Annotated in this window: 11 protein-coding genes; 3 read left to right on the top strand and 8 right to left on the bottom strand. The window is 62.6% G+C overall.

The genetic code is table 11. From position 1 onward, the window contains the following. Positions 1-80 precede the first annotated feature (80 nt). The 4 genes from ACYP2Q_RS02425 to ACYP2Q_RS02410 are packed head-to-tail and all read right to left on the bottom strand — an operon-like array spanning position 81 to position 3,046. The gene (locus ACYP2Q_RS02425) at positions 81-914 is read right to left on the bottom strand and encodes an SDR family NAD(P)-dependent oxidoreductase (protein WP_459729008.1); all 834 of its coding nucleotides are present in this window, start codon (positions 912-914) and stop codon (positions 81-83) included. A gap of 33 nt (positions 915-947) precedes the next feature. Beyond that, a complete protein-coding gene (locus ACYP2Q_RS02420) occupies positions 948-1,382 on the bottom strand; it encodes a MaoC family dehydratase (protein WP_459729007.1) in 435 nt (144 codons plus the stop codon). 10 nt (positions 1,383-1,392) lie between these two features. Continuing rightward, the gene (locus ACYP2Q_RS02415; protein WP_459729006.1) at positions 1,393-1,830 is read right to left on the bottom strand and encodes a MaoC family dehydratase N-terminal domain-containing protein; all 438 of its coding nucleotides are present in this window, start codon (positions 1,828-1,830) and stop codon (positions 1,393-1,395) included. Between the two features lie 31 nt (positions 1,831-1,861). Continuing rightward, positions 1,862-3,046: a lipid-transfer protein gene (locus tag ACYP2Q_RS02410; RefSeq protein WP_459729005.1), complete on the bottom strand. Its 1,185-nt coding sequence runs from the start codon at positions 3,044-3,046 to the stop codon at positions 1,862-1,864. A 584-nt stretch (positions 3,047-3,630) separates the two neighbouring features. Here ACYP2Q_RS02410 and ACYP2Q_RS02405 point away from each other — a divergent pair. Both ACYP2Q_RS02405 and ACYP2Q_RS02400 read left to right on the top strand, forming a co-directional pair. Beyond that, entirely contained in the window at positions 3,631-4,779 is a 1,149-nt protein-coding gene (locus ACYP2Q_RS02405) for an acyl-CoA dehydrogenase family protein (protein ID WP_459729004.1), read from the top strand. 121 nt (positions 4,780-4,900) lie between these two features. Further along, complete coding sequence (locus tag ACYP2Q_RS02400) at positions 4,901-5,365, top strand: PaaI family thioesterase (RefSeq protein ID WP_459729003.1); 465 nt, start codon at positions 4,901-4,903, stop codon at positions 5,363-5,365. Here the strand turns inward: ACYP2Q_RS02400 and ACYP2Q_RS02395 are convergent, their stop codons facing one another. From ACYP2Q_RS02395 to ACYP2Q_RS02380, 4 genes are all read right to left on the bottom strand, one after another. Continuing rightward, positions 5,366-8,119: a LuxR C-terminal-related transcriptional regulator gene (locus tag ACYP2Q_RS02395; RefSeq protein WP_459729002.1), complete on the bottom strand. Its 2,754-nt coding sequence runs from the start codon at positions 8,117-8,119 to the stop codon at positions 5,366-5,368. A gap of 274 nt (positions 8,120-8,393) precedes the next feature. Next, positions 8,394-8,966, bottom strand: a complete 573-nt coding sequence (locus tag ACYP2Q_RS02390) for a DUF2889 domain-containing protein (RefSeq protein ID WP_459729001.1) — start codon at positions 8,964-8,966, stop codon at positions 8,394-8,396. A 111-nt stretch (positions 8,967-9,077) separates the two neighbouring features. Next, positions 9,078-10,265 carry a lipid-transfer protein gene (locus ACYP2Q_RS02385; protein ID WP_459729000.1) on the bottom strand — a complete coding sequence of 396 codons (1,188 nt, stop codon included), beginning with the start codon at positions 10,263-10,265 and terminating at the stop codon, positions 9,078-9,080. A 28-nt stretch (positions 10,266-10,293) separates the two neighbouring features. Then, complete coding sequence (locus ACYP2Q_RS02380) at positions 10,294-11,505, bottom strand: acyl-CoA dehydrogenase family protein (RefSeq protein ID WP_459728999.1); 1,212 nt, start codon at positions 11,503-11,505, stop codon at positions 10,294-10,296. Positions 11,506-11,863: 358 nt separating this feature from the next. Here ACYP2Q_RS02380 and ACYP2Q_RS02375 point away from each other — a divergent pair, with 358 nt between their 5' ends. After that, entirely contained in the window at positions 11,864-14,473 is a 2,610-nt protein-coding gene (locus ACYP2Q_RS02375) for a LuxR C-terminal-related transcriptional regulator (protein WP_459728998.1), read from the top strand. The last annotated feature ends 181 nt before the right edge of the window (positions 14,474-14,654 follow it).

Genomic DNA, 14,654 nt, shown 5'->3' with positions numbered 1-14,654 from the left:
TTCTTGGGCTTGTTACCCGCGGGCGGGCAACAAGCTCGACGAATCGTTGGCCCTGCTTACCAGGGCACAGCGCAACAATCTTAGAAGTTGGAACCTGGACCACCGCCGCAGTAGATGACCTGGCCGGAGCAGAAGTTGGATTCCGGCAGGCAGAACATCACCACTGCACCCGCGGCTTCTTCCGGTTTGCCGACACGACCCAACGCGATGGTGGCGGCCACACCGTCGAGACGCGCCTGCTGCACGCCGACCTTGATTTCGCGACCTTCGATGTTCACGGTCTTGCTGTCATCGCCAGCCAGGGCCTGGGTCAGGCGCGTATCGATCAAGCCGAACGCGACGGCGTTGACGTTGACTTTCAGGCGGCCCCACTCCTTGGACAGGGTCTTGGTCAGGCCCAGAATCCCGGATTTGCCCGAGGAGTAGTTGGACTGGCCAACGTTACCGCCAGCAGCGCCGGAGGAAATGTTCACCACCTTGCGCAGCACTTCTCGGCCTTCGGCAGCTTCTTTCTTGGCCAGGGCACTGATGATCGGCTGGGCGGCACGCAGAATGCGGAACGGCGCGGTCAGGTGACAGTCGATGACCGCGTACCACTGCTCGTCGCTCATCTTCTGGATCACGTTGTCCCAGGTGAAACCGGCGTTGTTGACGATGATGTCGATGCAGCCATAGGCCTTGACGGCGGTCTGCACGAAACGGTCAGCGAAGTCCGGCGCCGTGACGCTGCCCACGCAAGCCACGGCTTCGCCGCCGGCGGCGCGGATCTCGGCGACCACTTCGTCAGCCGGTTCGGCATCCAGGTCGTTAATCACGACTTTCGCGCCGTAGGCGGCCAATTGCAGGGCGACTTCACGACCAATGCCACGGCCGGAGCCGGTAACCAGAGCGACTTTGCCTTCAAGCTTTTTCATTTTTATTGTTCCTGGGAAATGGGGTTGAGGGGTTCAGGACAGGGCTACGACAGCAACGCCCGCGAGCTTTTCTTCGCCGTACTGGTTGGCGCAACGGATCTGCAGGCGCACGCGTTTCTCACCGTTTTCTTCGAACTTCTCGGTGATTTTTCCGGTGCAGGTCGGGATGTGACCCAACTGGGTGATGCCGGTGAAGCGGATCGACAGGCTGCGCACTTGTTGCTGCGGTACCCATTGGGTCAACAGGCGACCCAGGTAGGCGGCCGACAACATGCCGTGGGCGAACACGTCGGGCATGCGCGATTTGCGGGCGAAGTCGATGTCGACGTGGATCGGGTTGTGATCGCCCGACGCGCCGCAGTACAGGGCCAGGGTGGTGCGGTTGACCGGTTGCAATTCGAGCAGCGGGATCACATCGCCAACCTGGATATCGGAGAACTGCGCGTGGGTGGTGTTAGAGAGCGTCATCGACATTTCCTCAGCGCTGTACGAGGGACGAGCGGACATCGGCGATGTGCACGCCGTCCTGGTTGGTGACCCGCGATTCCATGACCACGAACTGCAGGGCCCCGCCCTTTTTCTCGTAGACATCGGTGATGGCGGCGTCGAACGTCAGCACATCACCGGCGTAGGCCATCGCGTGGTACACGAACGACTGCTCGGCGTGCAGGATGCGGCCCAGGTCGAAGTCCACCAGCTTGAGAAAGGTGGTGAGGTCACGACCTTCACCTTCCAGGCACTTGAGAAAGGTCGGCGGTACCGGCAGGGCCTTGTGGCCCGCGGCGATGGCGGCCGCCTCGCTGCTGTACACCGGATCGGTTTCGCCGATCGCCTTGGCGAAGAAACGCAGGCGGCCCTTCTCCACATCGACGCTGAATTTATCGAGCTTGTGCCCGATCAGGCTCTTGTCAGCCATGTGTCTCACTCCTCTTGTTGTTATGGAAAACTCAGTTGCGCCCGTACATCGTGACCACGCAGGCGCCGCCCAGGCCGAGGTTGTGTTGCAGGGCGATGTTCAGGTCCTCGACCTGGCGTTTGTCGGCAGTACCGCGCAGCTGGTGGGTCAATTCAAAGCACTGGGCAAGGCCGGTGGCGCCCAATGGGTGGCCCTTGGAAAGCAGGCCGCCGGACGGGTTGGTCACCACCTGGCCGCCGAAGGTGTTGTCGCCATCGAGGACGAACTGTTCGCCGCCACCGACGGCACACAGGCCCAGGCCTTCGTAGGTCAGCAGCTCGTTGTGGGCGAAGCAGTCATGCAACTCCACGGCTCGCACGTCCTGCGGGCCGACGCCGGCCTGCTCGTAGACCAATTGCGCGGCGCGCTGGGTCATGTGGAAGCCGGCATAGGCGATCATCGAAGGCGGATCGAAGGACTCCACCGGATCGGTGACCATCGACTGCGCGAGAATCACCACGTCACTGCGCAGGCCGTGTTTCTTGGCGAAGGCAGGCGAGCAGATGATCGCCGCCGCCGCGCCACAGGTCGGCGGGCAGGCCATCAGGCGGGTCATCACGCCCGGCCACAGCAGCTGGTCATTCATCACGTCTTCGGTGGTCAGCACTTTCTTGAACAGGGCCAACGGGTTGTTCGCGGCATGGCGGCTGGCCTTGGCGCGGATGGCGGCGAAGGTTTCCATGCGGGTGCCGTACTTCTGCATGTGTTCGCGACCGGCACCGCCGAAGGTTTTCAGTGCACGCGGCAGGTCGACGTCGCGGGTCAGGCCTTCGAGCACGTGGACCACACTGGCCCGGGTCTGTGGACGGTCATCCCAGTGCGACTTGAGCGCACCCGCCTGCATCTGCTCGAAACCCAGGGCCAGCACGCACTCCGCCTGACCGCTCTGCACGGCAGCGCGGGCCAGATACAGCGCGGTGGAACCGGTGGAGCAGTTGTTGTTGACGTTGACGATCGGGATGCCGGTGCGACCTACTTCATACAGGGCGGTCTGGCCGCAGGTGGAGTCGCCAAACACGTAACCGGTGAAGGCCATCTGCACCTTGTCGTATGCAATGCCTGCGTCCTTCAGGGCCAGGCGCACGGCTTCGGCGCCCATGTCGGTGTAGCTGGGGCTGGCACCCGGCTTGGCGAAGGGGATCATGCCGACCCCGGCGACTACGACTTTTTCACTCATGGATGAATTTCCTTTTGGCATTCACGTTCGGTTGTCGTACCTGCCGGCCGGTAGGTTCTTGTGGGGATTCATCCTAGGTTTGCCCGCAACGGTGCTACGACCGTCGAAGGGATGAAGTTGCGGAGGTAGTGGGAGGCGTTCCTAGGAACGTTGGGAGGGAGTAATGCAGGAGGGATTTGACCTGGATGGAGGGGTATAGGTACGGCCCAAAAATCGAGGTCGGCTGTCAGGCCGCCTTCGCTGGCAAGCCAGCTCCTACAGGGGTCATGCGGCGGATACAGGCTCAGGCGCAAACCCGAATCAACTGTAGGAGCTGGCTTGCCAGCGAAGGCGGTGTATCAGGCGAAATGGATGTTGAATGCGCCGGACCCATCGCTGGCAAGCCAGCTCCCACAATGATTTTGGCTGGCCGCAGGTTTTGCATTCAACCGCAGTCACAGGAAAGTACCGTCCTACTCCCCCGGAACATCCCTTCGAACGATCCCCCGCCTACTCCGCAGCATCATCCCTTCGGCGCTCGCTGAATATCCGCGCTGCGCCCAGCATGGCAAGAGTCCCCGTCCCATCAACTACCGAGGATTCACATGAGCGAATACAGACCCGCATGGCTGACCGAAGACCTGGCGATCTTCCAGGAATCGGTTCGTCGTTTTACCGCCGAGGAACTGGTGCCCCACGAAGAGCGTTGGGCCAAGCAGCAGCACGTGGACCGTGAAACCTGGCTGAAGGCCGGCGAGATGGGCATGCTGTGCCCGGCGATTCCGCAAGAATACGGCGGCGGCGGTGGCAGCCACGCGCACAACGCGATCATCGGCTACGAACTGGCCCGTGGGATCGCCACCAGCCTGGGCACCAACGTCCATAGCGCCATCTGCGCGCACTACATCCTGCGCTACGCCAGCGAAGAGCAGAAACAGCGCTGGTTGCCGAAAATGGCCACCGGCGAGATGGTCGCAGCCATTGCCATGACAGAACCCGGCGCCGGCACCGACCTGCAGAACGTCAAGACCAAGGCCATCCGTGAGGGTGATCACTACGTCATCAACGGCTCCAAAACCTTCATCACCAATGGCTTCCACGCCGACCTGGTGCTGCTGGTATGCAAGACCGACCCATCCCTGGGTGCCAAGGGCATGTCGATCATTGGCCTTGAGGTCAAGGACCTGCCGGGCTTCCGCCGTGGACGGATCCTCGACAAGATCGGCCAGAAAGGTCAGGACACCTCGGAGTTGTTCTTCGATGACGTGCGCGTGCCGGTGGCCAACCTGCTCGGGCCGGAAGAAGGCAAGGGTTTCATCCAGCTGATGCAGCAACTGCCCGAAGAACGCATGTTCATCACCATGAACGCCCTGGGCTCCATGGAGCGTGCGGTGGAGGAAACCATTAAATACACCCATGATCGCAAGCTGTTCGGCAAGCCATTGCTGGACATGCAGAACACCCGCTTCAAACTGGCGGAAATGCAGACCACCGTGACCATTGCCCGCACCTTTGTCTTCGATTGCCTGGACAAGATGGTCAAGCACGAACTGGACCCGTCCACGGCCGCCATGGCCAAGTGGTGGACCTCCACGCAAGCCTGCCAGATCATCGACGAGTGCCTGCAATTGCACGGCGGCTATGGCTACATGATGGAGTACCCGATCGCCCGGTTGTACGTCAATTCGCGGCCGATGCGCATCTACGGCGGCTCCAATGAAGTCATGAAAGAGCTGATTGCGCGCACGCTATAAGCCCATCCACCACCCCCCTTGTGGGAGCGGGCTTGCTCGCGAAAGCGGTGTGTCAGGCGACTTTTATATTGACTGTGCCTACGCCTTCGCGAGCAAGCCCGCTCCCACAGAGCACATGCCAATGAATTCAATTCCTGAACCCTTTGAAGCTGCCGCCCACGAGGACAAACCGCTCGCCGGTTTCGTGCCGATGGGGCGCGTCGGTTTCGTGGTGCATTGCACCGGCCTGTATGTCCATGAGGAACGCTCGGTACTGGCCGCGCGCATTCGCCCCGAACACCTCAACCCACTGGGCATCGCCCACGGCGGTTTTCTTGCGACCCTGGCCGACACCGCGTTCGGACGCGCGTTAAGACTGGCGGCAGCGACCGACCTACCCCCCGCGACCATCAACCTGAGCATGGACTACCTCAGCCCGGCCAATCTGGGTGCATGGGTCGAAGCTCACGTTCAGATTCACCGGATCGGGCGCTCGTTGTCCCATGCCAGCCTCGACCTGCTCGATGGCGAACGCCTGGTGGCCCGGGGCAAGGCGACATTCATCGGCAATACCCCAAGCCTGCACGGCAAGCCGCGCCAGGGCTGATCAAACCTGCGGGTTGCCGGGAAGCTTCAGTTCCAGGTCGCGTACCTTGGCGATGGCCTCGTCGCGCCCGGTGACCTCCAGCTTGTAGAAAATATTCTTCATGTGCCATTTCACCGTTTCCGGTGACAGGTTCAGCACCCGGGCGATCTTCTTGTTGGGCAGTGCCTGGGCCACCAGGCTCATCACGTCAAGTTCGCGAATGCTCAGCACGCTGGCGGTTTCGGTGTCCGGTGCCTGCTGGCTGCAGGCGTCAGCTGTATGAGCGACGTCGAGAAGGCGTTGCGCGTAGAACGTCAACACCGGGTCCAGGACATTCTCGGCCATCAGCGATTCGAGCAGCGCAGCAACCCCCGGCCCCGCATCCAGCAAGCTGCGCACCAGCCCAAGGCGATGGCCCTGGCGCAACGCTTCGATTAATTGCTCGCGAGCCTGATCCACGTGCCCCCTGCCCTGTTCGATCATGCCCATTTGCACACGCATCGCCACCACCCGCCGCCAACGGCGATTATCCTGTGACGTCTCGATCAGCGCCGGCAAACGCTCGGCCGCCGCCGAATAATCCTCGGCATGCAGGGACCTTTCGATCGCGGCCCGGCGCGCGATGATCCGCACTTCCAGTTCAGTGCCAGATTGCGCCGCCTGGTGTGGTTGCGCCGTCTGGAGAATGCGCTGCAACGCGCCGTCCGCCGCGGATTCGTCGCCAATCTGCTGCAGCCAGCGCATGCGCACCAGCAGCGCACAGACCAATAAACGGTCCAGGCCATAACGGCTCGCATATTGTTCCAGGCGGTCCAGACAGCCCATGGCTTCGGTTTGCCGCCCGGCCAGCCAATGGGCCATGGCCAGCGTCTGCATGCATTGCAACACGGTGTCGGGGATCGCCACTTGCTCCAGCAGTTTCATCCGTGGTTCGAGCAACAGGCAGGCGGCCTGGTAATCGCCCTGCTCGTACAACGCAGTACCAAGCAAACCGGCGGCCATGGTGCTGACCACCAGATAGGCCACCCCATGTTTTTCGGCTTCCTCCAGCACTTCACGGTAGAGGTGCTCGGCCTGGGTGGCGCGGCCTTCGAGCGCCAGGCTCATGCCACTCATGCAGCGCCCCAGCAGGCTGCGGCGCGGCGAGCCGAATGGTCGCTCGCCGCCCTCGAGGACCTTGCGCGCTTTCTCGAATTCGCCCTGGTACATGTACAGCCAGGCCAGGGTGTTACTGCGCCCCGACCAGGAAAAATCGTCAGCATCAAAGGGGATCGCCAGCAGCTCGGGCAGGATCGACAGCATCGCCGCCGTATCGTCCTGGTGAATCGCCTGGCTGCCCTTGAGCACCGTCACTGCATGGCGTTGCCGGGGGTCAAGCCTTTCGTGATGGGCTTGCAGATGCTGCAAGGTCTGCTGCAACGCCTGGAAATTGCGCGAGTAGAGTTGCAGATGCGCCATTACCACCTGCAAGCCGAAACGTTCGGCGGTCTGTTCCGCCGGCAAACCCTTGAGCAAACCGGAGATCTGGCTGAGGTTGCCCTTGGCCAGCAAGTCATAGGCGCAGGCTTCAACGATATCGGCCGCCGCTTCGCAATCACCGGCGCGCACTGCGTGGCGCACCGCTTCATCGAGGTGCTCGTGTTCGGTGAACCAGCCCCGCGCAACGGCGTGCAGCACCTGCTCCTGTTGCGGTCGCGCCGCCAGCCGGGCGCGCAATACGCTGCCCAACAGCGGGTGCAGGCGGTACCAGGTTTCACGGTCGTGGCTCTTGACCTGGGTGATGAACAGATTGTCGCCATCGAGTCGGGCCAGCTGGATCATCATGCCGGCGATGGCGTGGGGCTGGCCAAGCAGGGTCGCGCACAACGAAGCGCAGAACCGTTCGCAGATCGATGCGCAGGTGAGCAGGCGCAGATCTTCCGGTTCCAGGCGCACCAGCACTTCGCGTTCGAAGTAGTCGGCAAAGCCGATGGCATCGCGAATCTGCACCCGGTCGAAACGCGTCATCTGCTTGGCCTTGAGGTCCACGGCAAACAATTGCAGGCCGGCGACCCAACCATCGGTCAGCTCGTGCAGTGTCGCCGCGTCGCGGGCATCGATGGCGCCCAGGTGTTCACGCAGGAACAGCTCCGATTCACTGCGACTGAAGCGCAGGTCGCGCAGGTCGAATTCGCTGACTTGACCGCGTGCGCGCAAGGCGGCCAGCGGAAATGGCAGTGCTGTCCGTGTACCGAATACCAGGTGCAGGTTTTGCGGGGCGTAGTCGATCAGCCATTGCAACGCCTGGACGATTCGCCGGTCCTGCAGATGCTGCATGTCATCGAGCATCAGCACCAGTTCGCGCGAATGCAGGGCGATGCCCTGGACCAGCGTGATGATCCAGTGCTCGACCGCCATGTCCTGGTTATCGCGACCGAGCAGAATGCCGGCATCGCGGACCTGCTCTGGCAGCACTTGCGCCAGGCTCGTTTGCAGGCAATGGCAGAAGCGGCCGGGTTCGTCGTCTTCGGCGCCCAGCGACAGCCAGGCCACCTCGAAATTCATCGCCAGCAGTTCCCGGCGCCAGGCCAGCAGGGTGCTGGTTTTGCCACACCCGGCAGGGCCCTGGATCACCACACAACGTTGGCGCCGGACCTCTTGCAGGCGCAGCAACAGGCTCTCCCGAGGCACCAGCCGACGGGCCCCGCGCGGCGGCACGACCTTGGTGTCGGCAATGGACTGATCAGCGTCGGCCGAGGAACGAAGGTCGGTGTCTTTGCGGGGTGGTAACGACATGGGAGAACACTTCCGGAATGGCGGGACAGGCGACAAACGATGTGGGACAAAGGCTGTCCCGACTGCATGAAATTTCGCAGCTCATTGTAGGGCTTGGCGCGTCATTTGCCGATACGGCTTTCGTCCGAACTTGCTGTGTTTATTCAGGTCGCCAGCTTCATCGTTGACGACCATCGCGAGCAGGCTCGCACACAGCTGCGATCTTTTGATTGTTTAACAGCAAGATCAAAAGACCGCAGCCTGCGGCAGCTCCTACAGGGAGACCGCGTGTTGTTCAGGCCTTGGGCAAGCCTTCGGGCCATAACAGCTTCACGGCATCGCCCTCTTCTCGATAGGCATGACAGGTGCCGATCACCCATGGGCGCACCGCGACGACCTGTTGCGCGCCCGTTTCCCGACGACGACTGGCCTCGGCGCGGTAGGTGGAAAACAGCGTTTGCATCGCCACGTTGGCCATGCGCTCAAGCAGTTCGGTCAGGTGGGTGCAACCGAATTCGCCACCGACGATGGCTTTCATGTTCTTTTTGAAGCCTGCGGCAATCTTCAGCCCCACCAAACCTGAGTAAGCGGCCGCCGCTTCACCACAGAACTGGCTGGCACCGGTCGCCGTCATAGCGGCGATGTGCTGGATCACCATGTCGGCGTCGACGGTCATCACCAGGCGCATGTCGTGGATCGTTCCGCCCTGGGGCACCCGGTGGAACGGAAGGTCGGTCGGCTCGTTGGTCAGGTCCTGCAGGCGTCCTTCGATGTCGTACAGGCCATCGCTGCGCCGATAGCCCTTGCAGATGATTTCGCGGGTGTGCAGCAGTGTGCGAGTAGGCGAGTCAAGGGGCTCGGTGGTCATCAATCAATTCCTTCTTGCTGCATCGCAAAAGCGTTTGAAACAGGCCGGGGACAGGTCCCCGACCGTTGTTTTCGCTGAATAAGCCGTGCCTGGCACGGCCGTTCAGATCACTCAGTTCCTGCCGTAGAGCGTGACGACGCAGGCGCCACCCAGCCCGAGGTTGTGCTGCAAGCCATGGCGCAAACCTTCGACCTGTCGCGCACCGGCGGTGCCACGCAGTTGGTGGGTCAGTTCATAACACTGCGCCAGGCCCGTGGCGCCCAGCGGATGGCCTTTGCACAACAGGCCCCCGGACGGGTTGGTGACGACGCGACCGCCGTAGGTGTTATCACCGTCGAGCACGAACTTCTGCGCGCCACCCACCGGGCACAGGCCCAGGGCTTCATAGGTCAACAGTTCGTTGTGGGCGAAGCAGTCATGCAATTCGACCACGCGAATATCCTGGGGACCGACGCCGGCCTTTTCGTACACCGCACCGGCGGCCCGTTCGGCCATGTGCGCGCCGACGAAGCCGATCATGGTTTTCGGCTCGAAGGACTCCACCGGATCGGTCACCAGCGACTGGGCGAGGATCGCCACGTCAGTGCGCAGGCCGTGCTTTTTCGCGAACGCCGGCGAGCAGATGATCGCGGCGGCGGCACCGCAGGTCGGCGGGCAGGCCATCATCCGGGTCATGACCCCTTCCCACATCAGTTGGTCATTCATGACCTCTTCGGTGGTGACGATCTTCTTGAACAAGGCCAACGGGTTGTTGGCGGCATGGCGGCTGGCCTTGGCGCGGATCGCGGCGAAGGTGCTCATCTGCGTGCCGTATTTGCGCATGTGCTCACGACCGGCACCGCCGAAGGTGATCAGGTTGCGCGGAATGTCACCGGCGTCGCCACACAGTTCATCCTGGATCGGCAAGTAATCGCCACGGGGCAACGGGCGGTCATCGAAGTTGGAGCGGGTTGGCCCCGCACGCATCTGCTCGAAGCCGACCGCCAGGGCGCATTCGACCTGGCCGCTTTCGACGGCGGCACGGGCCAGGAACAGCGCGCTGGAACCGGTGGCGCAGGCATTGTTGACGTTGAACACCGGAATCGCCGTGCGGCCCACCCGGTACAACACGGCCTGGCCGCAGGTGGTGTCGCCGTACACGTAACCGGCAAACGCCATCTGCACCTGGTCATAGCTCAGGCCGGCATCGGCCAGCGCCAGGCGTACCGCTTCGGCCCCCATGTCGATGTAACTGGGGCTCGCGCCCGGTTTGCTGAACGGGATCATGCCGACGCCGGCTACTAATGCATTTTGACTCATGACGATGTCCTTGCTGGTTTGAGGGGTGTCACAGCGCTTGTGCGATGATTTCGTGCATGGCCTTGCCGGTCATGCCGTGTTCGACCGTGGCATGGGCAATGGAATGAGTGCGCAGGCGGCCCTGGGTGGCGCGCAGGCGTGCCAGTTCCTCGGTGCATTTGCGCAGGGTGTCGCTGGCATATAGATAGGCGATCGCCGTGTGCTCGGCGCTCAACGGATGGCGCATGCGCCGGTCCAGGTAGTGATCGACCAGGACCCGCAAGGCGACGGCGCGGGCCTTGATCTCGGCGACTTTGTTGCGGGTGTGCTGCAACTCCCACGAACAATGGCCGCTGATGTCGGGCAGACGCAGATGCTCCAGGGTCAGGTCCAGCAGGTGTTCAAGGCGGCTGGCGGCAGAAATCGCCGCCAACAGGCGCTCCTGGTCGCCTGCCCGATTCAGGTAATCCAGGCCCCTGCCCGCTTCGCCCAGCAGGTTGCCCGCCGGTACCCGTACGTTGTCCAGGTGCAACTCGGCGGCGCCCGGTTGCGCGCTGCCTGGCGCGCTGCGGATGCGCTGCACGCCCGGGCGACCGGTTTCAACCATGATCAGGCTGGCCCCCGTCTCACCGTCGTTGCCGTCGGTGCGACAGACGAGCAGGATCAGGTCGGCGGCCATGCCGTTGCCGACCGCGGCTTTGCTGCCCTTGATCAGGTAATCGGGGCCTTGGCGCACAGCGTGAGTTTGCAGGCTGCCGGGATTGCTGCGGGGTTTGCCTCCGGGTTCGGTGACGGCCAGGGCCAACACCACCTCGCCGCTGCAAACGCCTGGCAGCCAGCGACGCTTCTGCTCGTCGCTGGCCAACTGGGCGATGCACGGTGCGATGACGTCCGAGTGCAGCGACAACGCCCGGTCACAGACCCCTGCCCGGGCAAACTCCTCACGCAGCACCGCGGCATGACCCACGTCACCACCACCGCCGAATTGCGCCGGCAGGGTCACGCACAACAGCCCTTCGCGACCGGCCTTCAACCAGACCCGCCGTTCAACGTCACCGGTATCTTCCCGACCCGTCAGGCGAGGCATGTCTTCGCGCTCGAGAAAGCGTCGCACGGCGGTGCGAAACATTTCATGGTCTTCGCGGTATAGGGTGCGTTGAACGTCCATCCGGAACCTTTGGCCATCGCCCGATTGCAGGAAAAAAAACGGGATCACCCGTTCCAGTTTGTCGAGGCAATCGTTGCATGGGACCCGGTGCATCGAGAGCCACCCTCACAGGGGGGGCGGGTTTGCAAGACGCTGTGCGTGCACAATAATCGGGCAAGCTCATGCAATGACGCAGCCGCTCAACGGTGCGCCCTGAAGGTTGCGTTAGACCAAAGTCTCGGGCGACGGCCAGACGTGGCAATATGGCCGCACTTACAAGAATAAAAAGGTCACATTGCCAGGCGGTTGCGCAAGGCGAGTGACCTGTGTGGAGGTTCTTTCAATGCCAGTTCACTGGGACAATTCAACGCTCGCGCCTGCCGGCCCTGCGCTCACTGCCGCCCCGAGTGAGCCGACAGCCTCGAGAAGTGGCTCTATCAAGTTCGCCAGTCCGAAATCGGCCGACAGCCACTTGTCGCGTTCGCGCCTGCTCCAGCAAATGGCCGACGCCGATGCGGCCCGCCTGATCCTGATTCGTGCAGCCGCAGGTTTCGGTAAAACCACGCTCATGCAGCAATTCCGCGAGCACTGCCTGGCTAGCGGCAAGCGTGCGCTGTGGATCAACCTGGAGCCCGCCGACAACGACTTGCAACGCTTCGTCAACCTGTTGGGCAAAGGGCTCGGCTTACTGCCCAAGTCCGCCGAGCAGTCTGCGCGCAACGATCCTCCTTGTGCCGAGGACCTGCTGGAACGCATGATCAGCAGCCCCTTGCCATATGCCATCCTGCTCGACGAAGTCGAAGTCATCCAGAATCCCGAGGTGCTCGAGTTTCTCCAGCAACTGGTCGAGCAACTGCCCTCAGGCAGCGTCGTGGTGATGGCGTCGCGCTCGACCCCGGGCATCGGCCTGGGGCGCATTCGCGCCCGTGGCCAACTGCTGGAAATCCGCCCGCAGGATCTGCGTTTCACGCTTGAAGAATCCATGGCGTTCATTCGCGGCAAACGGCAGATCCCGCTGCATGACGATGAGCTGGCCACGCTGTACCGGCGCACCGAGGGCTGGATCGCCGGGCTTTACCTGGCCAGCCTTTCGCTCAAGGATCGGGACGATCACGGCGCCTTCATTGCGTCGTTTTCCGGCTCCAACCTGGAACTGGCCGAATACCTCACCGAAGACATCCTGGCGCGACAGACCGAGGACTGCCGGATGTTCCTGATGCAGACCAGCATCCTCGAGCAGTTCTGCGTGCCGCTCTGTGAAGCGGTGACCGGGCGCAAGGACAGCCGCGCCATGATCGATCACCTCGACCGCACCAACCTGTTCCTGGTGCCGGTCGACAGTCAGCAGCAATGGTTCCGTTATCACCACCTGTTCGCCAGTTTCTTGCGCCACGCCCTGGATCGCCTGTACCCGGGCATGGCACAAACCCTCCATGAAACCGCCGCGTCATGGTTCTTCGATGCCGGGCAACCGATCCCCGGCGTCGAGCACCTGTTCAACGCCGGCCTGCTCGATGAAGCCGCCGACGGTTTGAACCGTCACCTCGATACCCTGATCGACAGTGGCCGCACACGCCTGTTGCTGCGTTGGCTGGACCGGATTCCAGAGACGACTCGCGACCGCTATCCGCTACTCAACCAGGCCTACGCCTGGCTGTTGGCAAGCACGACGCGCCTCAAGGACGCGATGCACGTGGCCGAACGTCTGGCGCAACAGTCGGGGCCCGCCTATGCCTATGTGCCCAAGGTCGTGGAATGTTTGCGCCTTGGGGTGACCGATCAGGCCGAAGCCTGTTGCCGCAGGGGCGTCGAACTGCTTGAGTGCATGCCTGCCGACGAAGTGCATTTATACATAGTGCTGGCTAACTTGGTGGCGATGAACATGGTTGCCAGCGGTCGCTACGATGAAGCGCGCAACCTGTTGTCCAGTGCACTGCAACGGGATTCGCGGGTTCATTCGAGTTTTCTGCGCCACATCTTCCGCGTCAACGAGAGCACCCTGGACCTGATCCAGGGCCGCTTGAGCAATGCCCTCGTGCGTATGCACAGCACGCCGGAGCGAACGCGAAACAACGGCCAGGGCAAACCACACGAAGCCAAGCTGTCGCTGGATATCCTCCATGGCCTGCTGCTGTACGAGAACGGCGACTTTGCGCAAGCGCAAAAGTATCTGTCACGCTGCCTGTTTTTTGCCAAGCAGGTCAGTTCCCCCGAGAACCAGATCATCACTCACGTACTGACCGCCCGTATCGCGTACAGCCAGGGCGATCGCACCACCTGGACCCGCTGCCTGGTGGAGCTCGAGCAGATCGGCCGCCAGGTCGGCTCGCACCGCGTCCAGTGCTCTGCCTGGCTGGAGCGAGCCCGCGTGGCGTTGCTCGAACAGCGCCTGGACACGGCGATGCAAGCCCTGCACTCGGCTGACCTTGCCGGCGATTGGGACCGTCCCGATTTCATCCGAATCGCCAACGACGTGGACACGCCGAGTATCGCCCGACAACGCTTGCGCATTGTCCAGGGCGAAGGCGCGGGGGCAGTCAAGGCCTTGCGCACGGCGATCGAGCAAGCGCGGCACTGGCAACATCACCGCCGCGAACTGAAGCTGCACATTCTCCTGGCGCTCGCGCTGGACAGCGTCCAGCAACCGCAAGAGGCCTTTTTGGCGCTCGGTGAAGCGCTGCGCCTGGCCAGCCATGACGGCTTCCTCGCAACGTTCATCGAAGAAGGCGCGCGCATGGCCGGGCTGTTGCAACGCTGGGGCACGACAGGCAAGGCGCGCTGCAAGGAACTGGGGATCGACTGCGGATTCGTCGACCGGCTGATGCAACTGTTGGATGTCAGCGAGGGCAACATGGAAGATGCGCGCAAGGACAACGGTGCCCACGAAGTGCTGACGGTGCGCGAGTATCAGATCCTGCAACTGCTGGCCGCCGGGCATCGTAACCGCGAGATCGCCGAGAAGGTGTTCCTCTCCGAGTTCACGGTCAAATCCCACCTGCAGAAGATCTACGCGAAGCTCGAGGCCAACGGGCGCACGGAAACCCTGGCCATTGCCCGCACGCGGGGCTGGATCACCTTGTAGGAGCTGGCTTGCCAGCGAAGGCGATCCCACGGACGCCATCGCCAGCAAGCCGGCTCCTACAGATCTGCGTCACACCACAAATCCACCACACCCCGCAGAACCCTGTAGGCGCTGGCTTGCCAGCGAAGGCGATCCCACCGACGCCATCGACAGCAAGCCGGCTCCTGCAGGGGATTTTTGC

This window comes from Pseudomonas sp. MHK4 (genome assembly GCF_054600775.1).
This window is presented reverse-complemented; position numbering and strand designations above follow the sequence as displayed.

Bases quoted from the DNA above. Each gene is read 5' to 3' on its own strand.
- ACYP2Q_RS02425 (WP_459729008.1), bottom strand. From the start codon at position 914: ATGAAAAAGCTTGAAGGCAAAGTCGCTCTGGTTACCGGCTCCGGCCGT.
- ACYP2Q_RS02420 (WP_459729007.1), bottom strand. From the start codon at position 1,382: ATGACGCTCTCTAACACCACCCACGCGCAGTTCTCCGATATCCAGGTT.
- ACYP2Q_RS02415 (WP_459729006.1), bottom strand. From the start codon at position 1,830: ATGGCTGACAAGAGCCTGATCGGGCACAAGCTCGATAAATTCAGCGTC.
- ACYP2Q_RS02410 (WP_459729005.1), bottom strand. From the start codon at position 3,046: ATGAGTGAAAAAGTCGTAGTCGCCGGGGTCGGCATGATCCCCTTCGCC.
- ACYP2Q_RS02405 (WP_459729004.1), top strand. From the start codon at position 3,631: ATGAGCGAATACAGACCCGCATGGCTGACCGAAGACCTGGCGATCTTC.
- ACYP2Q_RS02400 (WP_459729003.1), top strand. From the start codon at position 4,901: ATGAATTCAATTCCTGAACCCTTTGAAGCTGCCGCCCACGAGGACAAA.
- ACYP2Q_RS02395 (WP_459729002.1), bottom strand. From the start codon at position 8,119: ATGTCGTTACCACCCCGCAAAGACACCGACCTTCGTTCCTCGGCCGAC.
- ACYP2Q_RS02390 (WP_459729001.1), bottom strand. From the start codon at position 8,966: ATGACCACCGAGCCCCTTGACTCGCCTACTCGCACACTGCTGCACACC.
- ACYP2Q_RS02385 (WP_459729000.1), bottom strand. From the start codon at position 10,265: ATGAGTCAAAATGCATTAGTAGCCGGCGTCGGCATGATCCCGTTCAGC.
- ACYP2Q_RS02380 (WP_459728999.1), bottom strand. From the start codon at position 11,505: ATGCACCGGGTCCCATGCAACGATTGCCTCGACAAACTGGAACGGGTG.